Source organism: Halomonas hibernica (assembly GCF_013183775.1).
In the GTDB taxonomy this organism is placed as follows: Bacteria; Pseudomonadota; Gammaproteobacteria; order Pseudomonadales; family Halomonadaceae; genus Vreelandella; species Vreelandella citrativorans.
Genome location: NZ_VIFN01000001.1, coordinates 883,140 through 907,559, shown reverse-complemented (window position 1 = coordinate 907,559; position 24,420 = coordinate 883,140). Strand labels below are relative to the sequence as shown.

The window sequence follows — 24,420 nt, the reverse complement described above, 5'->3', positions numbered from 1 at the left end:
GACTATGAGAAATCCAGGTTAGAACGCTTTAATGAGTAAGTTTTTAGACGTTAAACCAAGGATGCTCCCATTAAGCCGAGGATTTGTCCAGTGATGTGGCAAATAGTTGTCCGTCACTCCAACCATACGCCCAGGCGTCCCGAGAGACGGTTCCGGGTGTATACCGATAGTAACTCTCGTAAGAGCCTGGTCGGCCAGCGAGATGCCAGGCCACGGCATCGAGGTAGCCCTGCCAATAGGTGTCACTATGCGAATCCGTACTGGGATGGTGCTCTGCCAGTAGCTTAGCAGCGGCCTCATAATGCTGTTCTCTTACACTCATTCGTCAGCTTTCCCAAAAGTAAGTAAGTGAATCCGCATAAGTTATGGTGTATAAAGCGAGGCTTATAACAAGGGAGATGCACCATGTCTCGTCGCTTGCGCTTCATTTCTTTGACGCCCGACCAGCAACCTATCGTTAATGACGCCTACCAGCATGGTGAAAAGAGAGCACTACGCCGCAGAGCCCACGCCATCTTGCTCAGCCACAAAGGCCATACGATTAACCAGATTCGCGACATCCTCGGGGTTAAACGCGATACGGTGTCTACTTGGTTATCCCAATGGGAAAAAGACGGTATTGAAGGCCTTCAAGATAAACCTCGTGAAGGACGACCTAGCCTTCTCAACGAAAGCGAGCTTGCTGTGTTACAGCAACTTGTTGAAGAGCATCCGCATCAATTACCTGTCCTCCATGCTAAGTTTCAGGATAAGACAGGTAAAGTCGTCAGCCAGGACACGTTACGTCGTGCATTAAAAAAAACGGCAACAGTTGTAAGCGGGTACGCCGCTCATTGACTGCGCTGCGTGACGAAACGGATTTTCGTCGTACACAAGGCTTGATCAATGCTTTGAAGGAATGGGAAGACAATGGCGAGTGTGATCTTTACTTCTTTGATGAAGCTGGCTTCTCTCAATCATCATCACTTCCCTATGCATGGAGCCCGGTAGGTAAGCCTTGGGAAGTGACCGCCTATTCACGTAGCAAGCGGCTCAATGTGCTGGGCTTTCTCACCAGGAAAGGTAGCTTTTTCCATCGTATGACAACCGAGTCAGTGAAGACAGAGACCGTTATAGAAGCGTTCGATCAGTTCGCGGCACAGAAAAGTCCTGACGCCTTCGCCGTCGTTGTACTGGACAATGCCAAAATGCACCGTTCCAAAGCTTTCCAGCGCAAAATCATCGATTGGATGGCACACCGCATTCATCTGGTATATCTGTCGCCTTATTCGCCGGAGCTGAACCTGATCGAAATTCTTTGGCGTGAAATCAAATACAAGTGGTTACCGCTGACAGCCTACAGTTCGTTCGACAAGCTCTGTGAAGCGGTCAAAAACGTATGTGATAATTACGGAAAAAGTAACTCGATAACTTTTGCATAACCACTTATGTGTTAAATCACGTGTAAAATGATTATATAATTACAGGATTATTCTGGCGAGGTTTCCAGAGTGGAGCACCATGCTAACCGAGAGATAAAAATAATGTCTGATTTTGATGATGCAATTGCCAAAGCTGTGTCGAATATTCCCGAGTGTTTGGCGGGCGGAATTGACATGCCTCACTTTCCGGCTATAAGAGTCTGGAGTGGATGGCGTGATGTTTTGGGAAGTCTGCGCCTGATTTCCCTCTCAAAAACCGGATGGTTCAAACCAAGCATATGAAAGCGATTACGAGGTGAGGGAGACTATGGACGAAGGTGAAGAAGGGCCGCTAGCATCCCTTGTCAGCGCTACAGAAGGCGAACAGAGTGGACTGACACTGAAAGCCGTGCTCAAGGAAAATAGCCAACTCAAAATGGCGCTGAACGCACACGCAATTGTCGCATCAACAGATGCGAGAGGCGTCATTACAGCGGTTAACGACAAGTTTTGTGCAATATCACAATATTCACGTGAAGAACTCATCGGACACACTCACAGAGTCATCAATTCCGGCCACCACCCTCGCGAATTTTTCCAGGATCTTTGGCGGACTATAGCCCGAGGTGAAGTTTGGAGTGGCGAGATCTGTAATCGCGCCAAAGATGGGTCACTATGCTGGGTACAGTCCACCATTGTTCCTTTTTTGGATGAGGCTGGTAAGCCTGAGCAGTACATAGCTATCCGGGCAGATATAACCGCAAGAAAGGAAGCTGAAGCTGAAGCCCAGCGAATGGCGCTTCACGATGCGTTAACCAGTTTGCCCAACAGACGGCTTATGACGGATCGACTGACCCAGGCGATCGCAGGCAAGGCGCGGCACCCCGGTTTTGGGGCGGTGTTGCTGATGGACCTGGATCATTTCAAAGAAGTAAACGACACACTTGGGCATGCAACGGGGGATGACCTCCTCAAACAAACCGCGTTGCGTTTGGCCGGTTGTGTTCGGGAGGTGGATACGGTCGCAAGGTTAGGCGGCGATGAGTTTGTGACCATACTGGATGACATCGGTGCTGATTTGGAGAGCGCCGTTTTAAATGCAGGTCGTATCGCCGAGAAAATCCGTAGCACACTGGCCGAACCCTATCAGCTTGGCCGTCAACATTGGGAGGTCACTCCCAGCATAGGTATTGCTCTTTTTAACTCTGTTCACGATACCCCGGAAGAGTTGATCAAGAGGGCTGACATTGCCCTGTATGAAGCGAAAGACGCTGGTAGAAACCAGCAATGCTTCTTCAATCCCTCATTACAAGAAGAGGCCATTAATCGAGCGCTTCTTATGCGGGATTTACGCCTGGCACTCGACAACAACGAACTGGTTTTGCACTATCAACCCATAGTTGATGAGCAAAAAAACATCTTGGGTTTTGAAGCTTTAATTCGCTGGATTCATCCCAAGCATGGGCCGATTTCACCTGGCACGTTCATTCCTCTGGCAGAACAAACCGGTTTGATTCTGCCGATCGGTGAGTGGGTATTGAAAACCGCCTGCGCACAACTGGCCGAGTGGGGTGACGATTCACAGCACGAAGCGTTGACCGTTGCTATTAATGTGAGTGCCCGGCAATTGAATCAGGGTGACTTCGTCGACACGATAAAAAGAGTGATTTCCCAAACCGGTGCTCGTGCAGATCGGCTCAGGCTCGAACTAACGGAGAGCATGCTGCAGGACAATGTGGGCAGCACAATCGTTAAGATGGACGCTTTGCGTCTGTTAGGGGTTAGGTTTTCTCTAGACGATTTTGGCACTGGCTATTCGTCCCTCAGTTATCTGAAGCGACTGCCACTTGATGTGCTGAAGATCGACAAATCCTTTGTTGACGACATTTTTGCAGACCCTGGTGATGCAGCTATTGTACGAACAATCATTGCGCTGGCAAGAAGCCTGGATATCGATGTGGTGGCCGAAGGCGTTGAAACTGCTGAGCAGCTGGAGTGGCTTCTCGACCATGGTTGTGTGTTATTTCAGGGGTATTTGTTTAGCCCACCTGTGCACAAAGACCAAGCTAGCAAAATGCTCATGCAGCTAAGCTCGTGACGGCTGCGAAACAAGTTGGTTTTCGCCGGTATGTATCATTGGCTTTCCAGAAACACCGCTGGCAGCGCTCAATAATCAGTCGGTCTGTGGTGTGCAACAACACCCTCGCGGTAGCCCTGAAAGGTGCGACGGCGACCGCAGTGAAGGTGAAACACAACACAGCCTTTGATCCGAACCTGTAGTACTATTTTTTTAGGCAGTTTGAACGTATCGGATAAAAACGTTGGACACAAGGTTAACTGGGAATCTCGATGGTTACGCTCAATCCTCTATGTGAAGTGCTTGAGAAGACAATGCTCCCACCGTATCGTTCAACTATCTCTCTTACGATGGCGAGTCCAAGGCCATGTCCGGGCGTCTGTTCATCCAGACGCAAGCCGCGCTGCCCCAAGCTGGATATTTCATTTGCTTTGACCCCCGAGCCATCATCAGTCACAACGATGCTAGCCCGGATTTCTCATGAGGGGATAAAAGAAAGCGGCTGAAAGTGCTATAGTTTCAGGATCTTACACCGTTCACCAAGCACCAACAGCCGCTATCCAAAATGGTACCTGAAAAACTGACCTTCTCGCCACTCTCTCGCCGTCAAATTGAAGCCGACTTCTCCGGTGGCCACATCACCTCCGATGCCGGATTGCTCCTACTTCGCGAAGTCGACAAACAACACCAGCTCACTCAGCGCCTGGCTACGGTTCTGAACGATGCCCGTAATCCGGTACTGGTTCGCCACAAGCTTCAGACCATGATCCGGCAGCGGGTCTTTGGCGTGGCTGCCGGGTACGAAGATCTGAACGATCACGAAACGTTACGCGCTGACCAGGCACTTCAGACCGCGACCGGTGAAGAGGCCATTCTGGCGGGCAAATCGACCTTGTGCCGCATGGAACAGCGCGTAGACCGGCAGGCCGTGGTCAAGGCCCACGAACTGCTGTGGCATCACTTCATTGAACAGCACGAGACTCCACCCAAGGAAATTGTGCTGGACTTCGATGGCACTGATATTCCAGTGCATGGCGACCAGCCCGGCAAGTTCTTTAACGCCTACTACGATCACCATTGTTACTTCCCACTGTACGTGTTCTGCGGTCGTCATCTGCTGGTGAGCTACCTGCGCACCAGCAACCGAAGCGACAGCCGCCACAGCTGGGCCATTCTGGCCTTGCTGGTGAAGTTCATCCGGCAGTACTGGCCGGATACCCGCATCGTGTTCCGGGGTGACAGCGGCTTTTACCGTCCCCGATTGCTGAGCTGGTGCGACCGGAACAACGTGGACTATCTGGTCGGCATCAGCAAGAACAGCCGGCTGCTCAAGGAGGTAGACGTACCCTCGATGCTGGTTCGCAAGGCTCACAACGAACTGGGTGACAAAGTCTCCGCCACCTATCGATTCCAGTACCAGGCCCACACCTGGAAACACCCCCGCTGGGTGGTCGCGCGTCTGGAGGAGGGCGAACTGGGTGCCAACCCCAGGTTCATTATCAGCTCCCGTTACGACGACGGCGTTAAACTCTACTACGAGCAATACTGTGCCCGGGGTGACATGGAAAACCGGATCAAGGATCAGCAGTTGTGTCTGTTCGCAGATCGCACCTCCAGCACGCGGTGGTGGACCAATCAGTGGCGGTTGCTCCTGTCGGGCTTTGCCTACACGTTGTTCGAACGATTACGGGCCCACCTGAAGAAGACACCCTTCGAGAGAATGAGCGCCAGTAACCTGCGGCTGAAGCTGATCAAGGTGGGCGCGGTCATCATTCGCAACACTCGGCGCATACGGGTGTTGATGAGCGATGCCTATCCTTACAAAGACGAACTCTCTGACCTGGTACGTCAACTGGTTCCGGGATAGAAGCCTGGGCTCCCCCGGCCCGACTCAATGGGGGAAAGGGGGCCGTGTGTCCAGACAACAGGAATTGATCGATTATTAACCAGCCACGACCGCCAATGAACGGTCATGGCGGTAACCTGCACAGTCTGCGAGACTTGCCGGGGACCTATGAGAAATCCGGGCTAGGGGCGAAGCCCCGCATAGCTTGTAAGCGAAAAACAGATCGTTTTTGCTATTGAGGCTATCGGTTCTCAGAGTAGTAAGGGGTATTGTTGAAAATGTTAACCATAAAAAAAGGGTCGCTCAATTAAGAGTGACCCTTTTTACTATAACTAACAAGGAAGATAACCATTTAACAACACAAGGTAGATTAAACTTTAAATATAATAACCCTTATAATATATAAGATCAATAAGTTTTTGTCTTAGTTAACACTTTTCGAGCAATAAATACATATATTTAATTGACTTATTAAATAAAAGATGATATAATATATTTAAATAATAACAAAAACAGGAGAATACCTATGAATAAGTTTTTACTATCAACTCTTTTGCTATCAACAGCATTAACAGGCACAGCAGTAGCCAACCAGAATATAGATAATTACCAGCCATCTACCGCTAACCAAGTTGGCAGGTATGTTGATCACAATGATGGTGATACCTATGTAAACCCTAACCTATACAAATCATTTTCCTTAGCAAAAGGGAATCTAAGAAGCTTAAAATATTACAAAGACGATATAACAGAAGAAGTAGGGCACGTTATCGCCTATGGAAATAGATTGAAGCACTTTAACGAATTTGTAGATACAAGAATAATAAGGGGTGATTTAAAAATCCACGATAACCCAGTAGAGCATATATATGGCTTCCAGAATGTAGAATATGTAGGTGGCAGTATCCATATGTATGAAACCAGAATAAAAAAAGGTGGACTTGATAGTTTTCTTAAACTTAAGGGGATAGGTGGTGACTTCATAATTTCTGAAAGCACCTTCAAGAAAGATGCTGAAGTTGATAGCAGAGGTATTGCAGAGCTAGTTAATGTAGGTGGCGAGCTTCGCCTTTCAGGAGTAAAAATCAAGTCTTCAAAGCAATGGAAGCTAAGGACAGCAAGAAAAATCAGTATGGATAATACTGGTCAAAGAGATGCCAGCTTACTATCCGAAGTAAGAGAAGCGGTTGATATCAATCTTAAAGGAAACCCGCTGGTAGACATTAGCGACTTATATAGAGCTAAAATTTCAGGCCACATCCTAATTGATAAAAGTGTAGGGAATAACCCTAATTTCAGGGGTATGAGTTCTTCAGCTTGGCTATGCCAGCCAGAGAATGCTAAACACTTCCATCCTGAAGGATTACAGCAAGAACAAGCTTGCGAATAACAAGAGCTATACCGCTTGAGCCACAGGAGGGCTTAGGCGGGCAATAATAAATGATATAATATAATAACAAGGAGTATAGACCATGAATATCAAATACAGAATTTTAGGATCAATCGCAGTCGCAACATTTGGAAGCTTAGTTATTGCTGGCAACGAACAGAACCTATCACCAGAGCAGTATTGTGAGAAGAGATATGATGATACTTCTTTGGTGATGGAATTGAGACAAGCCAGCTTTGATAGCAAGAAAGGAGAGGTTCAGGCTATTTCTAGCTCTCACTATCAAGGGAGCTTGGAGATATTAACAGCAATCGTTGATGAGGCTTTCAAGACTCCATACCAGCCGTATGTTGCTGACAAAGAGAAGGCTATTGCCGATTTTGAAAGCAAAGGATACGAGATATGTTTAACCAAAAAGAATAATAATTAAGGAGAAAAATATGGACAAGAAAAGAAGAGAATTTTATGTAGAGGGAGTAGGTCACATAGGTTCAGTAGAAGAAATGGCTGAAAAGGCTGGTGTGACTGTTTCACTATTGCTTACCAAGCTAGGTAAAGGAGCGACAGACGAAGAGGTATACTACAACAAGAAGGTTAACTTTAAAGTCTTTTCTAAAGAGTATCAGTCAATCTTTGATCTCAAAAAACAATACTGGTTGAAATCTAGCAGGAATGCCATTAACTACAAATTGAGTAAAGGAGCAACACTGGAAGAAATCATTATTGAAGAGAAGAAGGGTGAAATGCCTGAATACTACATCGAGAAGGGTAGGCCAATTGTAGTCAAAGGGAAGAAGTATCCTGATCTAATGAAAGCATTCATAGCCCATAAAGATAAAATCAGTATTACTTATCTAGGGATTGAGAGAAGATTAGAGCGAGGGCTAGATCCAGACACAGCCTTTTTCGCAGAAAAATATCAAAAGGTTTTTTAAATTGCTTCGCTCTTAGCTATTGATAAAAGGAGGTGAAAAATTTTAATCGCTCAATAGCTCAATACCACTCAACTAATATAAAACTTTAGGGGTATGATATAATGGATAATAAAAAATATACAACAAGGAGAAAATAAAATGAAACTCAAGGAAGAGAAAAGAAAGACTGATTTAAAGGGAGTGTTTAATAAAACCACTCTCTCAACCGCATTGCTGGCGACGGCCTTTGCCCCGACTGTTCAAGCATACGAGCAGGCGAAGGCTTCTGGAGCTCGCACAGTTGCTAAGTCTATAAGTAACTACGAACCTATTTTGAATAGTGGTTCAAGGAGTTACACACTAGACCCTGATAGGCGATCAATCATTGAAAACGTTGGTAGCTTAGGAAGATCCCAACAGCCTGTAGCTGTTCAGCGAATGGACAAAAATATGGCTTCCATTATCCAAAGCACAGGAGCTATTGACCTTGATGCCTTGATGAATTCAGGGGTAGCCAACTACAACAGGGATAAAGGGGTTCTTTCAATCAATATGGCTGAAGACCATGCTTCAACCAGTTCCTTTATCCAGATGACACAGCAACAGCCCTTAGTAATATCGGCATACGAGCCAGCTAACGAGATGGGAACCATCGTCCTTATTGAGTCCAAAAGGCACTCAGACGGCTCAGCAACGATGTATATGAGGTTCGTAGGACCTAGATACTTCGATGAGAAGAGTTCAGGCGGTGGCCTTACGGAAATGGAACACCAGACGATGATAGCCCAGCTTGGTCGCAATCCCGTTGAAGGCAACAAGTCAGGCGGTAGATATGACCATTCTTTCACCAGTATCACTTCTCTTGGGCTACAGACGGTAGCAGGGCTGGTAATGCAGAGGCACGGAGGCACACTTGGCCTTCACACGGACTACAACCCCGATGTGAGGACTTGGGAAACTGAATCAGGTAATGCCTTCAGGAAGAAGATAACGACCCATATAGCGGTAGATCTTCACCCAAACTGGATGCTGTTGGTGCCAAAGGGAGAGTTTGATAATGGTGTCCACCCATTCTTTACCATTGATAACGATGGTGAGACAGTGCTTGTTAATGGCGGTGTTATGTCGATGCCTGTTTCTGAATTTGCTTCATCATTCCCGATGGAAGAATTTCAGGTTTACTACGACAGTATGACGAAGACTGCTTGGACAGGAATAACACTAATTTTGGTCACTTTCGTTATTGCTTTTGCAACAGCGGGTGCAGGTGCTTATTTTGGTGCTACATTAGGTGGGCTAACCCCCTTGCAAACAGCGGCAGTCGCCGCAGGAACAGTAGGTGGTGTTAGTGCTTACTCAGGAACATTAACAGAAGGTGTTACCACAAGTTTAGGTAATGTCACAGCCGTTACCGATAAAGATTCTACTAAGGGTTATGGTGGTTTTGGTGATAAGTGGCATAATATATTGAGAGACATTAACTTAGAAGGTCCTATGAGTAATAGATATCAGAGGGCTGGGCAGTTTACGAAGGAAAAAGCTGATGAGTGGAGTCATTTAATTGATCCAGTTTATAGCTGGAATAAAGATAATGTCACTTTCCAAGGCACCAACATGAAGGTCCAACCAAAACGTGATGAAGATAAGATGTTTGATAATCCATATGATAACCCTAACTATGGAAACAGATCTTGTAGAATGACAGCTCTTGCTAGTATTATGGGAATTCAGTGTAATATATTAAGGCAATATGATGGTGGTGAATCATAATTGAAAATAAAAGGGAGGTTTTTCACTTCCCTTTTTTGTTATTGAGAAGATAAAGTTAGGCACAAATACTAATATACTGAAATTTCCTACCCTTGACACAACAAAATAATTACACTAAAAAAAATAGATAAAGAACTAAGGAATAATGTTTTTTAATAATAAAGAATACCTTAAGCAGTGAAATAAATATTGATTTATTAAATAAAACATGATATAATATCCGTAATAATCAAAGATATAAGAAAAAGGAGAAGATTATGAAAAATTCAATCAAGATGTTAATTGCAGGTGTATCGTTAGCAGTATTATCAGGCTGTGCTTCAGTAGGCCCACAGCCTACAGGAAATGAAGAGTCTACATACTATACAAGTTCTGGTGTTTCTCAGAATCATGAGCTATTTGAGAACGTGTCAGTAGAAACCCATGAATTCCTTGAGACTAGTAAAAACCATCTTTCATCAAAGTCCACAGCCAACCTAAATAACGAAAATGCAAAGAAGGTTATTGAGACTTCTCTTGATGAAGCAAACCTTTTAGCTAGAGGCGAAAGTAGGTATTTATTAACCGCTCGTTTGGTAGATGCTGACTTAGCTGGTGTGATTATTGGAACGAATCGAAATGAAAAAAGAAGCATTACAATCGAATATAATCTTGTTGATTTATTCGACCAAGGTTCTTTATACGATAATGTTATCACTGGAAATGCTGATAGAAATGCACCATTTATGGCTAATGCTTGGACACAACAGAAGATAACTTCTGAAATTGCTTACAAGGACAATTTCAGACAGCTAATCGAAGATTTAAAAGATCTTTAATCTTCAATACCTAACCGCCTATTTCACATAGGCGGTTTTTGTCTTCAAAAGGAATAATAATCGTATTTATGATATAATATTTAAAAAATAATAACAACAGGGAGAGTTGAAAATGAAAAGAAATACAAAGCTAATAGGAGCTTCTACGGTGGTGGTGTCTTTATTGATACCAACGATAGCACAAGCAAGCCTACCTATGACGAGACAAACACAGGATGCCGTTACCTTATACGACAACGGCACCGATATAAGGGCTTTCAATAGAGCCTTTGCAAACTCACTTGAAGGCTACCAGAGAATCGAAGCCTTGGAAGGGGAGATTGATTCATCGCTATTGAGGACAACGAGTAGTCGCTTCACTTGTGAAGTGCCTAAAAACCCTTATTGCGATGGCACAAGCTTCAACCCCTACTGTGACGGTGCAAGCAAAGAGCAAACGGTATTCCCTGACCAGAATTATGCTAAACAGTGGGTAGGAAGCTGTTTCGATGAAAGGACGGCCTTTGAGATTGAGCTTGATCTAGCGACCGCTATGGAGAACACAGGAGCGACAAGGGGCTTCTATCAGTTCAGGGATCAGGTTGATGTTAGAAGACCGTCAGACAAAACCCAAACTGAAGAAAGAAGCATCTACTACACAATCATCTTGGATAAGAATAATACCCCAGGAGAGGGCTACAAATCTGGTGTAGTGATAAGTGATTCCGAATACAGAACAAACCTTTACCTTGTCTATGAAAATTCAGACACAGTGGACTTGCTTGATGGTGCGGTTACTTCTCCTAATGCTGGCGATATGATTGTTTATGAAATGGATGGAAGCACACCAGAAACTTCTAACCTAACAGAGATAGAAACATTCCAGAACGAAAACTTCGATACGGAAAGACTGGTAGAGCCTACAGCTAATTTCAAGTTTGAAACCGATGGAATAAAGAATGTTATGGGCTATGCCACAATGCTCAAGGATTCTTATAATCCTGATGTAATGGTTATAGACTATCATAACCCTATCAGTTTGAAAGAGTGTGCTGTTGATACCGATGGTTCTTGCTTACCTGAAACTCATTCAGAGCCAGATCCATACTTCAAGCCTAAGCTAAATGTATTCACGACTGATAGAACATTCTTTAGAAATGTCTGCACTAGTGAGGGTGTAACCTACACACAGGAAAACAAGATCCAAGCTGATATCAATAGCTATGTTGAGAGATATGTTATCACTAGAGACGATAACATAAGCGATAACATGACGAATGACGACCTTCTTGCTCTCAATCGTATCGCTCCATACAAGCTAGACTATAATGAAATTATTGAAGTCGATTTTTACAATTCTCATTCAGGTTTTGATTACAATACTGACATTGATTACTTCGGCAATAGAATAACTGAATATCTTGGCAAGAATGCAAGTTCTCCAAACAATACTCTATCGCCAACTTGTTCAGGTAGCTCTACCTACGATGATGAGAATTGCTATGACACTTGGAATGGTCTACACCACGACCACTACAAGAAGCCATTAGCAGGAGTCGAGAATATCAGCATTGTTGATGTCAACTACGAGGAAAGAGTGAAAGTAGCAGATGCTTATTCTTACACGAATGAAGATGGAGACGTGATAAACGTTCCAGCACAATACGAGTGGCAGAAAAAGAACACTTGTAATACAACAAGTGGAACCAGAATATATAACGTTTCTGACTTCTGTAGTTCATCTTCAAATATAAAATGTTTAAGTGTTGATACCAAATAAAACATATAATAAGTAATTAACTAAAAGGGGTAACTGAAAGGTTGCCCCTTTTTATTTTTAACATGCATATTGATAAAATTTAAATCTATGATATAATATTAAGATCTATTACAATAAAAGGTGTTAATTATTATGTCTAGTCGTGAGTCAAAAAAGACAGAGACACCAATAGTAATTTATGGTCGAGAATATCCTAGCATTAGAGATGCTATTGAGAAGTTAAAGCCTGATGTGTCTGAAGTAACGATAAGAGCTAGAAGAAGATACGAGTGGACACCAGAAGAAATGTTTGGCTTTGAAAAAAGGGATAGGAGGCATGATAGAGAAAAAAACAATAATAAGGAGAAGAGTATGGAAGCAGTTAAAGAAGAAAAAGAAAAAATTGTAATCAATGGTGTGGAATACGACAAGATTAAAGATGCCTGTGAAGACTACGATATTGATCCCAAGGTAGTCAGCAATAGGATGTATCAGAACCGTTCAAAAAAGAATTCTGCAAAGTGGACGTTGGAAACGGCCATCACCACACCGACTAGGATTAAACCAGTATATGTTCGAGGTGTGAAATACCGCTCAGCTAATGCTGCATTGAATGAGATAGGTAAGGTGACACTCAGCACCTTCCAGAGCAGGAAGAGGGCGGGCATGAGTCTTGAGGACTGTTTAGGACTCAACGACGAAGATTGATAGCAATAATAGATCGCTCAGAAAGCCCCTTTCAGGGGCTTTTCCTGCTTTTCCTGATAGACTCCCTACCTTGATACCAACACACTGCACAGAAGCTCTCATAGCCTTCCTGATGGCTGTCTAACTTACCCCCGCTTGTAAGACTTACAAGACAGTTTGAAAGACTTTCAAGAGAGTTTGGTTATTATTCAAAGTTATCCCTATACTCAACTATTAAACAAACCGCCACATTCAATAACTCAATACCTATTAACTGGCATTTCTCCAAGATAACTTTTGCGAATAACTTAAATATATGATATAATATCTAAAAAAGGAGAATAAACATGAGCTATATGGAACTATTAGATAATTACATAGAAAAAAACAATGCTTTATCAGTGGATATTATAAGTGATAATGAAGAAGCGACAATATTTGAAGTATGTTTGAATTATAAGGGAGTTAAAATAAAGCAAAAAGCTTTCATAGATAGCCACCTACTCACAGAATACTTTTATCTAACAAAATACCAGCAGGCGACAGACAGTTTGAGAAGACAGCCTGCCTTAACAGGTTTAATGGAAACAATTGTATTTACTGTAGTAGGTAATGTCTCAAAGGAAGAACGAAGAAAGGTGATGGAAGGTTATATTGATGATGATAAGCTTTTTCTTGATGAGGCGACATTCTTTACGGCGAGGGCAATCTATAAAAAACTAATAACAAGCAAGGGGAAGAGTTTATGACAAAAAAGAAATTTGAGTTAAAAGTTAAAAAAGAGGTTAAGTCAATACAAGAAGGTGGAGAGATTAACTTTAGAGCTTCCATTATTTATATAGATGATATTAAGCAATGTGATAATGATGGCGAAGCAATGGTTCAGATCAATTTAGATAAAGGAACAGGAAGCAAGAGCTCCATTGTGTCTCTTCTTTACTTCAAGAAGAATGTGAAAAAAGAAGCAGAGTTTAATAGAAAGATCCTACTGCAAAACAAAGGAATGTATAATATTATTAAGGAGTTTAAAGGCTATCTGTCTGAAGAGTTATTGAATAACGAAGACTACCCTGAAGTAGTAGACGAAACGATAGCAACAACGATTCATGCTCTATATAGAGATGGTAAGAAAGTCTATATAAGCGAGAATTTAGGAGATATTAAATGAAGTCAAAGAGGAAGTTAGAACTAGCTGAAAGGGATATCAGCCTTCTTGAGAAAACACTTGTAAACCAATACATCAATTTGAAGTCAAAAATTGAGGGTGAAGATACCAGCCTAGCACTTTACCAGCAGTTACTTGAAACAGAAGAAGTAATTATTGATCTAATCCCAGAAAGTAAGCAGTATCTTGAGAAAGGCGAGTTCTGGCCTACAACCATTGATGATTTTGATACACCTATTGACTTCAATGAATGAAGTTAAGAACTAAAACAACAAAAGGAGAAATGATATGGAAAAAATACAATTAGTTCGTTTTTATTTAATAAAGGTTATTGAAAGGGATTATATAGATCACTACTACACTGGTTTTTTCAGTGAAGGCGATTTTGCAAACCTTGGAGAATACTTCTACGAAATTCAAGAGATGTTTGAATTACCACTACAACATGCTGACAATATAAGGAAAAATTTTGAAATGCTTTATACTTCGTATGAGAGCGATAGCGATAATAAAGCTCTACCAGCGAAGAAGGCATACAAGCTTGATAGTGAGAAGTATAAGAAAGTGAGAAGCTGGTTTTACTTTTACAGGGGTTATTCTAGTGACTTCCTACCAATTTAAGTTTTAAAGAAAAGCCATAAAAAAATGGCTTTTTATTGCCCACAATATCAATTATTCCATTCTACTAGCAAAACATCTTGAAATAAAAAACACTAAAAAATCAACCTTTTTATTGAGTTATTAAATAATATATGATATAATATGTCAATAATAAGAAGGGAGAGATATCTATGAATAGTTTAAGGTTGTTGTATGTAAGAGTTAGCTTTGTTATTGATATTGTATTTTACACGGCAATCACTTTGCTTCTAGGTATTCTAGCCGTTTGGTTTACGGTAGGACTGTTAGATATCGTTATGTTCTATGTGAATGACGTTTTCTACAGAGATATGGCGATATACAAGAAAATTCCAGTTCTGATGATGCTGGTATTCTTTCCTTCTGTATTTACTTACAAGATGGTTAGGTTTGTTTTCAACATACCTTCCGAAATGAAGGAATACGTAAAAATAACAAAAGAAGTAACAGGATTTAAAATTCAGGGAATAATAAAAAATAACAAGGAGAATAATAATGATAAAAAGGCAACAGATATTTTTTAATAACAGGTTCTATAAAAACGAGAAAGAACTTTTTGAGAGCAACAATGAGGTAGAAGGGCTATCCTACGAAACATACATAGCAAGGATCACTAAAGATAGGAGTGACGGACAGCCATTAACGAGAGAAGAGGCACTGAAGAAGCCCCTAGCGAGAAAGACAATACCCATCACCTACAAGGGTGTGACCTACAGATCCTCAAACCAGATGTTCGATAAAATCCCTTCAGAGGACAAAGATCCGCATTTAGGTAAGGTGACATTCATCACAAGGGTATCAGAGCTACGAGCTTCCCGTAGTGAGCTAAAGGATGAAGAGATCGCCTGTATTGCTCTCAATGCGAGGCCACACGAACCTTTGACACTCGATGTGAGCCATTACAGACGTAGGGAGATCACCAGAAAGAACAGTGATACCCAGTTCGATGAAATCAAGGAGAGCATATCTGATGAGCTATCCCGCAAGGGCTACCACTCCTAATATTCAAAAAGCCTCCAACTTTCCCCCTGCCTAATCCGTAGGGGTTTTTTGTGTTCGTTTCACTCACAGCTATTGAGAGAAGGAGGTAGGGGAAGGAACAGTGCCAGAGAGGGCGAGAACGGTAGTAATACCCACACAGGCGATACCACACCATAAGCCAGCACAGTAGCTCTCAGATGAGAACCAACCAAGAGAAGTGCTACCGCATCTCCACACAGAGAAAAGCCCGCACAGAGCCAGACAGGAAGCCATTACCACCAAAGATCCTTTCTACCCCATATTCAGTAGCCCGAGCGAAGCGAGAAATCCAAGGATTTTTAAACCACTTTATCAATTAAATTCACCACTTTTTAATAAAAACCACCGTATTTAAAGCACTTTTACTTATTCTTAATTTCAATATTTTTATTTGACAATAGTTAATTAAAATAGATTTATTAAATAGAATATGATATAATATCTAATAAGGATAAAGGATTACCTTAATAAAAAGAATAATAACAAGGAGAAAACTATGAAAACACTAACAAGGACAGTATTAGCAACTGTATTGATGGCAACATCATTGACAGCAATGGCTTCAGATAAAGTGGTGAAAGTGGATGTGCTTACCGCTTCAAGTGGCTACGAAAAGGTTGAATTCGACCCAAGAGAGATCGGCCTATCGCCAGATCTGGATCAAATTAAGCTGGCAATGAAAGTAGCAGGTGCCGATGACATTACCCAAAGAGGGTATATATTTGAAGCAGATGAAGGCGAGGAATTTACTATAAACGATATGTATACCTTCCCTTTTGACCACAAAGATTATGAGAGAGGGCTTGAGTTTACAGCATCCATTGTAGATGCCGAGCCAGAAGGTGAGTATCTTCACTATGATATTATATACAATGCAGTATCAGGAATGGAAGATACAGGCGATAGCCTTGATCTCAATATAGAAGAACACAATATAGAACACAGGCTTTATATTGAAGGTAAAACTGTTGTCTCTTTTGATATCAAAGATATGGACGAGAATAACAGAATAGAGAACAGAAATATGTTCGTAGTCTTCGACATTGAAGACAAGTAAAGGTTAAAAATTAAGACTCCGTTTTACCCCTGTTAGCAATAGCAGGGGTTTTATTTTGTCTTAGTTAAATTCTATTGTGTGTGATATATTATCTATAATATAAAAACAAGGAGAAAGACGATGAGAAAACCAATATTCCTACTAACCATTCTATCAATAGCTTCAATATCAATACAGGTTGCTGGTTTTGATATGCCAGTGTCCCATTCAATAACTATAGCGGTCTTATCTTCGCTATTTGCTTATTCTTTTACACAAATATTGAAGCTTATATAATTAGGTGCTTTCTCTTGCATAGAATGGTGCTTATAACTGTGAAAACATATTGTATGAAAGAGAGAGCATTGTTTTATATTGATTGTTTTGGATCTTGTTGATCTCAAAATCGCTTTGATCTAAAATACTTCGCATCCATTTAAAGGACGGCTGGTAAAAATGATTAAGTCTACAGTGCTGGCACAGGTTGAGTATCTTAACTCTAAGTCAGAAAAAGATAGAAAAGAAATAGGCCAGTATTTTACGGGAGCCCCCGTTTCTAATTATATGGCTTCACTCTTCGATGAAGATACTATTCCTGATAATGTCAGCATACTAGATGCAGGAGCAGGGGCAGGCATACTTACAATTTCAACCGCTCTATATTGTATTGACAAAGGGAAAAAGTCAGTTCATGCGGTTTTATATGAAATTGATGACAATGCTCTTGAGGTATTGAGTGAAAGCATGGAAGACCTGAAAGGCTTCATCGAAGCCCAAGATGGTCAATTCACTTATGAGATCCGCAATAAAGACTTTGTGCTTGACCGCCCAGACCAGAAAGGCGAGAGCTACGACATTTCTTGTATCAATCCGCCTTATTTCAAATACAACTCCAAGTCTTCACCCTATGCCTTTGCCACCACGGATCTCTATAAGGGTAATCCGAACATCTATGCTTCCTTCATGGCTGTTGTCATCAAATCGCTGAAGCCCAAGGGGCAGATGGTAGCTATCGTGCCAAGGAGCTACCTGAATGGCCTTTATTTCAAAGGTTTCAGGCAGTTTATGTTCCAGAACACCAGCCTCAACAAGGTTCATATCTTCCGCTCAAGAAACCAAGTGTTCAAAGAGCTTGCTGTTCTCCAAGAGAACATCATTTGCCACTACTCAAAAAAGAGGCAGGGCGAACAGGTGAGGGTATCTGTCTCTAACGGCCATGCTGATTTTGAGCATACTGATACGAACTACTACCCCACAAGCATTGTTATTGATGAAACGAATGATGCTGGCTTCATTCGTGTGCCTGATAGCAAGGAGGATGCCGAGCTTCTTGAATTCGTTGAGCATATGGAATCCAGCTTTACAGGCAACGGATATATCATCAACACGGGTCCCGTAGTCTCTCACCGTGCTACAGAACACATCACGGAGAAGGACGACCTAGATAACACCGTTCCGCTATTGAAGATGCACAACGTCAAGCTATTTAAAACCGAATGGACAGGAGCGAACAAGAAGGACAGCAGGCTTCGCCTATTCGACGGCCACAGCAAGATGACGACGAAAAACCAGCGGTTCATCGTGCTGAAGCGGTTCACATCGAAGGAAGAGGCTAGAAGGCTTGTAGCGGGCATCCACAGCCCGAAATTCATCACAGGTGAGGTGGTGGCCTTTGAGAACCACTTAAACCTTGTCAGCCACCACACGGACGAGCTTTCCGAGGTTGAGGCCAACGGGTTAGCTCTTCTATTGAATTCAACCGTAATTGACCGCTATTTTCGCTGTATTTCTGGCAATACTCAGGTCAATGCTACGGAAGTCCGCTTGCTGAAGATGCCATCGAGGGCAGATATCCGCAAAATCGGGGAACATTACCATGAAGGGGAGGCGATATCTCAACAGCAGGTTGATGAAATCGTCAATAAGCAATTGAAATATAAATGATAAGGGAAAAAATGGATCAGGAAACAAAGCTTCGGCAGGCAAAGAGTTTACTGAAACAGCTTGGCTTGCCCCCTAGGCAAGCTAACGACCGTTCAGGGTGGGTTCTACTGGCACTGGCAAACATCAAGCCAGAAGACCCTTGGCAGAAGGCTCAAGCCCCGTTGCTACCAACAGTAAATATCATGCAGTTCATCCGCGAACACTACGGTATGGACTACAAGCCCAATTCCCGCGAAACCATCCGTCGCCAGACCCTACACCAGTTCGAGCAGGCACGGATCGTTGACCGCAACAGGGACGACCCAAGCCGAGCGACGAACAGCAAGGACAACAACTACTCACTCAACCAGCCCATCATCGACATAATGAAGGAATTTCCTGATGGAGACTGGGAGGCGAAGATCGAGGAATACAAAGAGAGCATTCACAACCTTCAGGAGCTCTACAGGCGAGAGCTACAGCTTCACAAGATCCCTGTGAGGCTTCCAGATGGCACAGAGATAAAGCTTTCGCCAGGTGCCCATAACCAGCTTCATGCCGATATCGTTCATGAGTTCTGCCCCCGCTTCATCGGCGGTGATGGCGGTATAGTGCTATATATCGGTGACACGGCCAGTAGCAGGGATGAAGGCGGTAAGCTAATGGTGCTGGATACAGAGAGGTTTGATGCTCTAGGTGTTCCCCCTATGTCTCACGACAAGCTACCTGATGTGGTGGTGTATGACGAGAAGCGAGAATGGCTGTTTCTCATTGAGGCAGTTACCAGCCATGGACCAGTATCACCTAAGCGGTGGTTCGAGCTAGAAGAAGCACTGAAGGACTGTAAAGTAGGTAGGGTGTATGTCACGGCCTTTCCAGACAAAGCCGAATTCCGCAAGAATGCGAGTGAGCTAGCTTGGGAAACAGAGGTATGGATAGCTGACGAGCCAGACCACATGATCCACTTCAACGGCGATAGGTTCCTAGGTCCACACTAACCACCCCGTTGACGGCAACACAGGCTCTTGGAAGCACAAGGCTAAACCTTGAATCCGCTTTCAAGAGCTTTTTATTGACCCCAATACAGATATTGAGATCAATTGATACCAATAAGCTCAAAGTGAATTCAAAGCATAGTCTTGTGCTTCCAAGAACCTGTTTCTGTTAAATATATACCCTGATTAAGTCGCAATTAAGTTGTAAGCTATAATATATAATATTAGATATACGATAAGTGATGTGGAAGAAAATGGTTTGTTTTCAGATAAACAAGTCTATGTAGTTGTTAATTTTGAGCGATGACATACCCCCTCTATATAGGGGGTTAGATATTATAATTCATTTTTTTATCTTTTATTTCCCTCTCAGGAAACATCTTTTCCATACTTTCATTTTGCAACTGTTCGTTAATAGTAATGATTTTATTGGATAGCTCTTTATTTTTTAAATTCCTCATTTTTTTATTTTCTATGTTTGCTTTAATCAATTGATTGATTTCTGTCTGTAATAGGATTTTTCTAGCAGTTAATAAGTGTTTTTCTATATCGTTATTAAGTTTAATAATTTGCATATCAACTCTTTCTTCTTCGTCCATATGAGCTAGATCGAATTCTAAGGTTTTTAATCTAAATTGATATACAGACAAAACATTGCCTTCAGCAGAATTTATTTTGTGATGTAAGTGTTCAGCTTCATTCTTCTTTATATTTCTCGCTATGCTCAACAGACTATTTTTTGCCTTTTTAAATATTCTAAACATTTGTCCTCCTTTAAATACTGAATACCTATTATACCGCATATTGTTAAATAAAGCCTTAGTAGATTAAATGTGTTATAATAGTGTTAAATAAAACAATAACTATTCCGCTTCATGGAATTCAAAAGGAGAATGTAATATGAGAAAAATAACATCGTTTAATGTTAGAGATATTTCTGAAGATGTCAGTTCAATTGATAAAGAATTAGAGCAATGTAGCCTTGAAGAAATAAAATCACAGCTTCCAGTTTACAAAGGTATTGAATCAAGTCTTGGAGATAATTATGATTTTGGCATGTCTAGCGAAGAGATAAAAGATAAAGCTAAAAGAGCAATTAAAAAGCATTTCACAATGCCAGACATATCAGAAAAGAAAGAAGATAATAAAGAAAACCTAAATAGCTCTAGAGGCGATAAAGTTGCAAAAGCTAGAGGCCGTAAAGTTGAAGAAAATCCTATTAAAATGAGTAATGGTTTAAATCACCCATCATATCAAATACAGAGGTATATAGACTGGGCTGCTGAATGGGCTATGGACAACGGTATTGTCGATAAGTATTTATCAGTAAATAAGAAAAGTAGGCAAGTCTCATTTGATTACAATCAGTTTAATAAAGATCAAACAAAAGCAAAAAAACAAACAAAACCACAAAGAGAAAAAGACCTTAAGAAAATAGCTAAAGAAATTGATAAGATGGATTTTAAAATACCGAATGATGAAGCTGCTAAAGATTTTCATTCGATGATGGAAATAACTAAGAACAACCCTACACTTGATGTTTCCAAAATGAATACTAAACAAAAAGCATTCAATAAAGAGATAATAAGTCCTGTTATTGATGAAATAAGTAAAACTGATAATATGAAAAAAGGTGGCTTCAAGAAAGTAACAGATGTATATAATAATGTGAAAAAAGCAAGTATATTTAAAGAAATTAAGCAGTTTTTCTCTAAGGTAATGGGATTAAATAAGTAAGAGATTTGTATGGAGATTTTTTTATACAAGTAAAAAAACTCTCCATATCTTAGAGCAACTAAAAAAACATCAAGATTAGTTAAAAAATCAAATAAATAATTGATTTATTAAATAAAGTATGATATAATATTCATTTGCTAACAAAACAATCGGAGGATGTTATGAAGAAACTAATTTTTATCGCTCTACTAGGAGCTTCAATAGTTACTAGCAGTAATGTAATTGCTGATACAATCTTGCCTGACGGAACTTCTATGGAGATTAGACAAGAACTAGCGGAAAGATCTTTGCAGTTAATAGCAGAAAAGAGGGGTGTTCATCCCTCTGAAGTAAAGTTTTTCACTGATTCTAATATCAAAATTACTATCGAGAAATATGGTTCAGGTAATGAGGTATACCACTACCGCTATGTTGAAGATCAATTTGAAGAGGATAGAAGGTTAAGGGGGACTGTAAGATGGTAATGAAATTTAAATAAGCCAGAAGGGATAACTAAAATGATAAATAAAGCAATAAAACTAGCATTATTTTTCCTTTTATCTTCACTATCGGCTCTTGCCATACTAACAATATTGATAGGGATAGCAGTATTCTAGGTGGTTATCAGCCCTACACACAGGAATTTATGTAAACGAAGAACAATAATAATGGAGAACCAAAATGAAAAAACTACTACTAGCACTACCACTATCAATTGTATTGCTTTCAACAGCCCAAGCTCAACAGATCGAAACAGAGCAAGACCTGTTAGATAACATGCTCTTTCAAATGGCAGGGCAGGTAACAGAAGGCAAGGCAGATCTCTCACAGAACAGCTTTTTGAGCCGTGAGAGCATCATAGGTAGCAAGACAGCAGAGACACGACTAGAAGCCAGAGAGAGGCTTGTGAAGCCCGTTGCTGACAATAGAAGGGTATCCAACAGGCCACTTACTAGACCAATACTAGAACAATAAAATGATATAAAATAAAAATAACAAGGAGAAGCTATGTTAAAAAATATTGAATACAACGGGAAAATATACAAAAACCCTAGAGAGCTATACAGGCACAATAACCCGCATCATTCAGTGAGTATCGATGCTTTTGACTCTAGGTGTAGAAGTAGATGGGATATTGATAAAGCATTCAAAACACCAAAACAGCCAAAGGGTAGGCCGAAAAAGCCCAGGTCAAAGGAAGAGCTAACCCAGAGACTCAAGGATGTTGTCGGCAAAGCCAAGTCCACCGACACAGGCGGAAGCTTAGAGCAAGCTTTCAGACAGGTGATGGAGCCACAGCAAGCCCTAGCACCAATAGAGCCTACACAGCCAGTAGAAGAGCAGGTGAGGCAATCTACTCCCGCTGTTGCTCTCAACAAGGCGACACAGAAAGCAGAGAAACGAGCGAGCCTGTATGTCGCCAAGACAGAGTTATCAGGTGCGAAGAGAGCAGTTATAGGCTTCACCACCGAACAGAAGCCTTCAGATCTAGAGTTCTTGGAAGCCGACATTCTGTTGCTAGCAAAAGTAGGGTTTACCACGGCAGGGCAGATTCAGAACAAGATTGTTCAAGTATTCTTCAATCAACACAACATAGAAGAGTCTGAAAATATGGCTTCTTCTCAAGCGTTCGACTTGATTGAGGGAGAATATGGTAGCTGGTGGCTTTTTTTGCTAGCAATCTAGTTATACAGCCCCACCACACAGCTACCAGTAGGCCGAATAGGAAACAATCACACCACCTTATCCACCCAAAGCCAGAACGGAGCTCCACGGCGAAGGTTAGAGGTATCCCACTGGCGTCACAGAATGACAAAGGAAATGACCTCGCATCCTTTCGGTCACATCTAGCATACCACCGCTCGATGACAGCCACGGACACCAAGCTCGCTTCTCTCGCCCATGCTTGCAAGCTCGCAAGGGCAGGAACCCTAACCCCTACCTACAACCGCTTAGGCTTGCCACAGCTACAGATAGGTTCTCCATAGGCTCTCGACTTTCTTCGCTATTGTTTTGCCAACCCCCGCTCAACAAAAGCTATGAAAGGCTCGACTCTTAAATCGCTGCTCGCTGGCTCGCAGGAAAACCTCTCCCCCTGCTTCCCAGAGAACCCCTACCACAACCGCTGAATGAGGCTCAGGCTCACAAGCTCGCCACAGCTTCACACAGCTTCCTAACCCCAAGGGTTAGGCTTTCGCCCACCCCACATTCCAAAACCCCGTTGACGGCAATACAGAGGCTTGTAGCGAAGACACCTAAGCTCTCCATGCAATAGGAAACCATTGTTGCCGACAAAAGCGATATGCTGAATAAGGCTGAAGAAGAGATCGGTTGTTTCTTGCGGGCTAGATATGTTGAAGGCAATGATAGCTTTTTGTTGAAAGCAAAAATGATGTTGAAAGCAAAAAGGGGAGGCAGTGTTGTCTTCAAAAATGTCTTTGCTAGCAAAAAAGATGGCTTCCATAGGGTATATATTTCACGAACGATATACGCACTACAAACTATGAAATAACTCAAATGTATAAACATTTTCCGTATACACTTTGTTTATCTTTTGAGGTGGTTTGGTTAAGGTTGGTGGCAGATATTATTGAAAGCAAAGAGGGGGTATTGCTGTTTGAAGTTGAAAGCAAGGTCTGAAAAGTCTATTGATTTATTAAAAACTCAGAGCCTGCGAGAACCTGTAGAATCCTACAGGAACCAGAAGGAACCTACAGGACTCTACGAGAACTTGCAGGAGCTTATAAAATCCTGAAATATCACAGAAGGAGCCAGAAAATTCTTAAAAACGTATATATTTAACGAACGGTATATAGGTAAGTGGTATATACGTTATGTAATAAAATAGCTTTTTTAAGCTCCACAATCTGACCTTCAATAGCCAAAAAGGAGTCTTTTAGAACGTATATATTTTAGCAACAGTATACACTAGCCACTCAAGACCACAGACCTAATAGAAGCGGTATCATCATAGAAGATAAGTAAATGAGAAAATATCTCATTATATCTAAATAGGGGATAATCACTATAGGGGCTTTTTATCCTGCTATAAAACTATACAGATGACACCACGAATTTTCGCTTTAAAGAAGCCTTTAAAGCTCTCTCCTTCAAATAGGGGATAATGGTATGTTGACTTCCACAGTATATGTTCTCAATATGTGGCAAAACAAATCGTTAAAACTCTCAAGCTAGCACTAAGTTAGTAAACACTAACCAACTTTTGAGGTGTTTAAGGTTTTAAGTAAAAGCAAGCATAGTGATTATCCCCTATTCGCTTCGCTCA

28 protein-coding genes are annotated in these 24,420 nt (G+C 41.6%); 25 read left to right on the top strand and 3 right to left on the bottom strand.

Annotation, left to right across the window (positions count from 1 at the left end; genetic code table 11):
• Window positions 1–70: 70 nt before the first annotated feature.
• Window positions 71–322 (bottom strand): hypothetical protein, encoded by a 252-nt coding sequence (locus tag FKN99_RS04330; RefSeq protein WP_172116736.1) that lies wholly within the window; start codon window positions 320–322, stop codon window positions 71–73.
• An 83-nt stretch (window positions 323–405) separates the two neighbouring features.
• Here FKN99_RS04330 and FKN99_RS04325 point away from each other — a divergent pair.
• From FKN99_RS04325 to FKN99_RS18180, 4 genes are all read left to right on the top strand, one after another.
• Window positions 406–1,421, top strand: a protein-coding gene (locus tag FKN99_RS04325) for an IS630 family transposase (RefSeq protein ID WP_172116735.1) whose coding sequence is annotated in 2 segments (ribosomal slippage) — window positions 406–793 and window positions 793–1,421 — 1,017 coding nt in all. Because the reading frame shifts where the segments join, the coding sequence is not laid out codon by codon here.
• Between the two features lie 102 nt (window positions 1,422–1,523).
• On the top strand, window positions 1,524–1,703 hold the full coding sequence (locus FKN99_RS04320) for a hypothetical protein (protein ID WP_172116734.1): 180 nt from the start codon (window positions 1,524–1,526) through the stop codon (window positions 1,701–1,703).
• A 25-nt stretch (window positions 1,704–1,728) separates the two neighbouring features.
• Window positions 1,729–3,498 carry a putative bifunctional diguanylate cyclase/phosphodiesterase gene (locus tag FKN99_RS04315; protein ID WP_172116733.1) on the top strand — a complete coding sequence of 590 codons (1,770 nt, stop codon included), beginning with the start codon at window positions 1,729–1,731 and terminating at the stop codon, window positions 3,496–3,498.
• On the top strand, window positions 3,495–3,680 hold the full coding sequence (locus FKN99_RS18180; protein WP_319941226.1) for a DUF932 domain-containing protein: 186 nt from the start codon (window positions 3,495–3,497) through the stop codon (window positions 3,678–3,680). Before FKN99_RS04315 ends, FKN99_RS18180 begins: the two co-directional genes overlap by 4 nt.
• 53 nt (window positions 3,681–3,733) lie before the next feature.
• Here the strand turns inward: FKN99_RS18180 and FKN99_RS18040 are convergent, their stop codons facing one another.
• Entirely contained in the window at window positions 3,734–3,934 is a 201-nt protein-coding gene (locus FKN99_RS18040) for an ATP-binding protein (protein ID WP_319941225.1), read from the bottom strand.
• Between the two features lie 108 nt (window positions 3,935–4,042).
• On the opposite strand from FKN99_RS18040, the gene FKN99_RS04300 reads away from it, so the two are divergent.
• The 17 genes from FKN99_RS04300 (at window position 4,043) to FKN99_RS04220 (ending at window position 19,421) form a co-directional block, all read left to right on the top strand.
• Window positions 4,043–5,344: an IS1380 family transposase gene (locus FKN99_RS04300; protein ID WP_172116732.1), complete on the top strand. Its 1,302-nt coding sequence runs from the start codon at window positions 4,043–4,045 to the stop codon at window positions 5,342–5,344.
• A gap of 505 nt (window positions 5,345–5,849) precedes the next feature.
• Window positions 5,850–6,713 (top strand): hypothetical protein, encoded by an 864-nt coding sequence (locus FKN99_RS04295; protein ID WP_172116731.1) that lies wholly within the window; start codon window positions 5,850–5,852, stop codon window positions 6,711–6,713.
• Window positions 6,714–6,795: 82 nt separating this feature from the next.
• A complete protein-coding gene (locus FKN99_RS04290) occupies window positions 6,796–7,143 on the top strand; it encodes a hypothetical protein (RefSeq protein WP_172116730.1) in 348 nt (115 codons plus the stop codon).
• 10 nt (window positions 7,144–7,153) lie between these two features.
• Entirely contained in the window at window positions 7,154–7,648 is a 495-nt protein-coding gene (locus FKN99_RS04285; protein ID WP_172116729.1) for a hypothetical protein, read from the top strand.
• A gap of 138 nt (window positions 7,649–7,786) precedes the next feature.
• Window positions 7,787–9,397, top strand: a complete 1,611-nt coding sequence (locus tag FKN99_RS04280; protein ID WP_172116728.1) for a hypothetical protein — start codon at window positions 7,787–7,789, stop codon at window positions 9,395–9,397.
• Window positions 9,398–9,654: 257 nt separating this feature from the next.
• Complete coding sequence (locus FKN99_RS04275; protein ID WP_172116727.1) at window positions 9,655–10,215, top strand: hypothetical protein; 561 nt, start codon at window positions 9,655–9,657, stop codon at window positions 10,213–10,215.
• 112 nt (window positions 10,216–10,327) lie between these two features.
• Entirely contained in the window at window positions 10,328–11,974 is a 1,647-nt protein-coding gene (locus FKN99_RS04270) for a hypothetical protein (protein WP_172116726.1), read from the top strand.
• 132 nt (window positions 11,975–12,106) lie between these two features.
• Window positions 12,107–12,661: a hypothetical protein gene (locus tag FKN99_RS04265; protein WP_172116725.1), complete on the top strand. Its 555-nt coding sequence runs from the start codon at window positions 12,107–12,109 to the stop codon at window positions 12,659–12,661.
• 326 nt (window positions 12,662–12,987) lie between these two features.
• On the top strand, window positions 12,988–13,389 hold the full coding sequence (locus FKN99_RS04260) for a hypothetical protein (protein ID WP_172116724.1): 402 nt from the start codon (window positions 12,988–12,990) through the stop codon (window positions 13,387–13,389).
• A complete protein-coding gene (locus FKN99_RS04255) occupies window positions 13,386–13,808 on the top strand; it encodes a hypothetical protein (RefSeq protein WP_172116723.1) in 423 nt (140 codons plus the stop codon). Before FKN99_RS04260 ends, FKN99_RS04255 begins: the two co-directional genes overlap by 4 nt.
• Entirely contained in the window at window positions 13,805–14,059 is a 255-nt protein-coding gene (locus FKN99_RS04250; RefSeq protein WP_172116722.1) for a hypothetical protein, read from the top strand. The genes FKN99_RS04255 and FKN99_RS04250 overlap by 4 nt, the downstream gene beginning before the upstream one ends.
• Window positions 14,060–14,093: 34 nt before the next feature.
• Entirely contained in the window at window positions 14,094–14,426 is a 333-nt protein-coding gene (locus tag FKN99_RS04245) for a hypothetical protein (protein WP_172116721.1), read from the top strand.
• A gap of 170 nt (window positions 14,427–14,596) precedes the next feature.
• The gene (locus tag FKN99_RS04240; protein WP_172116720.1) at window positions 14,597–14,968 is read left to right on the top strand and encodes a hypothetical protein; all 372 of its coding nucleotides are present in this window, start codon (window positions 14,597–14,599) and stop codon (window positions 14,966–14,968) included.
• Complete coding sequence (locus FKN99_RS04235) at window positions 14,940–15,446, top strand: hypothetical protein (protein WP_172116719.1); 507 nt, start codon at window positions 14,940–14,942, stop codon at window positions 15,444–15,446. Before FKN99_RS04240 ends, FKN99_RS04235 begins: the two co-directional genes overlap by 29 nt.
• Before the next feature lie 514 nt (window positions 15,447–15,960).
• Complete coding sequence (locus tag FKN99_RS04230) at window positions 15,961–16,521, top strand: hypothetical protein (RefSeq protein ID WP_172116718.1); 561 nt, start codon at window positions 15,961–15,963, stop codon at window positions 16,519–16,521.
• Window positions 16,522–16,956: 435 nt separating this feature from the next.
• Complete coding sequence (locus FKN99_RS04225) at window positions 16,957–18,444, top strand: Eco57I restriction-modification methylase domain-containing protein (protein ID WP_172116717.1); 1,488 nt, start codon at window positions 16,957–16,959, stop codon at window positions 18,442–18,444.
• Between the two features lie 11 nt (window positions 18,445–18,455).
• Window positions 18,456–19,421 (top strand): BsuBI/PstI family type II restriction endonuclease, encoded by a 966-nt coding sequence (locus tag FKN99_RS04220; protein WP_172116716.1) that lies wholly within the window; start codon window positions 18,456–18,458, stop codon window positions 19,419–19,421.
• Window positions 19,422–19,747: 326 nt separating this feature from the next.
• Here FKN99_RS04220 and FKN99_RS04215 read toward each other — a convergent pair whose 3' ends face one another.
• Window positions 19,748–20,182 (bottom strand): hypothetical protein, encoded by a 435-nt coding sequence (locus FKN99_RS04215; protein WP_172116715.1) that lies wholly within the window; start codon window positions 20,180–20,182, stop codon window positions 19,748–19,750.
• Window positions 20,183–20,318: 136 nt separating this feature from the next.
• On the opposite strand from FKN99_RS04215, the gene FKN99_RS04210 reads away from it, so the two are divergent.
• The 4 genes from FKN99_RS04210 to FKN99_RS04195 all read left to right on the top strand — a co-directional run bounded on the left by FKN99_RS04210 (window position 20,319) and on the right by FKN99_RS04195 (window position 22,820).
• Window positions 20,319–21,155: a hypothetical protein gene (locus tag FKN99_RS04210; RefSeq protein WP_172116714.1), complete on the top strand. Its 837-nt coding sequence runs from the start codon at window positions 20,319–20,321 to the stop codon at window positions 21,153–21,155.
• A 161-nt stretch (window positions 21,156–21,316) separates the two neighbouring features.
• Window positions 21,317–21,619 carry a hypothetical protein gene (locus FKN99_RS04205; protein ID WP_172116713.1) on the top strand — a complete coding sequence of 101 codons (303 nt, stop codon included), beginning with the start codon at window positions 21,317–21,319 and terminating at the stop codon, window positions 21,617–21,619.
• Between the two features lie 196 nt (window positions 21,620–21,815).
• The gene (locus FKN99_RS04200) at window positions 21,816–22,109 is read left to right on the top strand and encodes a hypothetical protein (protein WP_172116712.1); all 294 of its coding nucleotides are present in this window, start codon (window positions 21,816–21,818) and stop codon (window positions 22,107–22,109) included.
• A gap of 33 nt (window positions 22,110–22,142) precedes the next feature.
• Window positions 22,143–22,820 carry a hypothetical protein gene (locus FKN99_RS04195; protein ID WP_172116711.1) on the top strand — a complete coding sequence of 226 codons (678 nt, stop codon included), beginning with the start codon at window positions 22,143–22,145 and terminating at the stop codon, window positions 22,818–22,820.
• Window positions 22,821–24,420: the final 1,600 nt, after the last annotated feature.

Bases quoted from the DNA above. Each gene is read 5' to 3' on its own strand.
- FKN99_RS04330 (WP_172116736.1), bottom strand. From the start codon at position 322: ATGAGTGTAAGAGAACAGCATTATGAGGCCGCTGCTAAGCTACTGGCA.
- FKN99_RS04320 (WP_172116734.1), top strand. From the start codon at position 1,524: ATGTCTGATTTTGATGATGCAATTGCCAAAGCTGTGTCGAATATTCCC.
- FKN99_RS04315 (WP_172116733.1), top strand. From the start codon at position 1,729: ATGGACGAAGGTGAAGAAGGGCCGCTAGCATCCCTTGTCAGCGCTACA.
- FKN99_RS04300 (WP_172116732.1), top strand. From the start codon at position 4,043: ATGGTACCTGAAAAACTGACCTTCTCGCCACTCTCTCGCCGTCAAATT.
- FKN99_RS04295 (WP_172116731.1), top strand. From the start codon at position 5,850: ATGAATAAGTTTTTACTATCAACTCTTTTGCTATCAACAGCATTAACA.
- FKN99_RS04290 (WP_172116730.1), top strand. From the start codon at position 6,796: ATGAATATCAAATACAGAATTTTAGGATCAATCGCAGTCGCAACATTT.
- FKN99_RS04285 (WP_172116729.1), top strand. From the start codon at position 7,154: ATGGACAAGAAAAGAAGAGAATTTTATGTAGAGGGAGTAGGTCACATA.
- FKN99_RS04280 (WP_172116728.1), top strand. From the start codon at position 7,787: ATGAAACTCAAGGAAGAGAAAAGAAAGACTGATTTAAAGGGAGTGTTT.
- FKN99_RS04275 (WP_172116727.1), top strand. From the start codon at position 9,655: ATGAAAAATTCAATCAAGATGTTAATTGCAGGTGTATCGTTAGCAGTA.
- FKN99_RS04270 (WP_172116726.1), top strand. From the start codon at position 10,328: ATGAAAAGAAATACAAAGCTAATAGGAGCTTCTACGGTGGTGGTGTCT.
- FKN99_RS04265 (WP_172116725.1), top strand. From the start codon at position 12,107: ATGTCTAGTCGTGAGTCAAAAAAGACAGAGACACCAATAGTAATTTAT.
- FKN99_RS04260 (WP_172116724.1), top strand. From the start codon at position 12,988: ATGAGCTATATGGAACTATTAGATAATTACATAGAAAAAAACAATGCT.
- FKN99_RS04255 (WP_172116723.1), top strand. From the start codon at position 13,386: ATGACAAAAAAGAAATTTGAGTTAAAAGTTAAAAAAGAGGTTAAGTCA.
- FKN99_RS04250 (WP_172116722.1), top strand. From the start codon at position 13,805: ATGAAGTCAAAGAGGAAGTTAGAACTAGCTGAAAGGGATATCAGCCTT.
- FKN99_RS04245 (WP_172116721.1), top strand. From the start codon at position 14,094: ATGGAAAAAATACAATTAGTTCGTTTTTATTTAATAAAGGTTATTGAA.
- FKN99_RS04240 (WP_172116720.1), top strand. From the start codon at position 14,597: ATGAATAGTTTAAGGTTGTTGTATGTAAGAGTTAGCTTTGTTATTGAT.
- FKN99_RS04235 (WP_172116719.1), top strand. From the start codon at position 14,940: ATGATAAAAAGGCAACAGATATTTTTTAATAACAGGTTCTATAAAAAC.
- FKN99_RS04230 (WP_172116718.1), top strand. From the start codon at position 15,961: ATGAAAACACTAACAAGGACAGTATTAGCAACTGTATTGATGGCAACA.
- FKN99_RS04225 (WP_172116717.1), top strand. From the start codon at position 16,957: ATGATTAAGTCTACAGTGCTGGCACAGGTTGAGTATCTTAACTCTAAG.
- FKN99_RS04220 (WP_172116716.1), top strand. From the start codon at position 18,456: ATGGATCAGGAAACAAAGCTTCGGCAGGCAAAGAGTTTACTGAAACAG.
- FKN99_RS04215 (WP_172116715.1), bottom strand. From the start codon at position 20,182: ATGTTTAGAATATTTAAAAAGGCAAAAAATAGTCTGTTGAGCATAGCG.
- FKN99_RS04210 (WP_172116714.1), top strand. From the start codon at position 20,319: ATGAGAAAAATAACATCGTTTAATGTTAGAGATATTTCTGAAGATGTC.
- FKN99_RS04205 (WP_172116713.1), top strand. From the start codon at position 21,317: ATGAAGAAACTAATTTTTATCGCTCTACTAGGAGCTTCAATAGTTACT.
- FKN99_RS04200 (WP_172116712.1), top strand. From the start codon at position 21,816: ATGAAAAAACTACTACTAGCACTACCACTATCAATTGTATTGCTTTCA.
- FKN99_RS04195 (WP_172116711.1), top strand. From the start codon at position 22,143: ATGTTAAAAAATATTGAATACAACGGGAAAATATACAAAAACCCTAGA.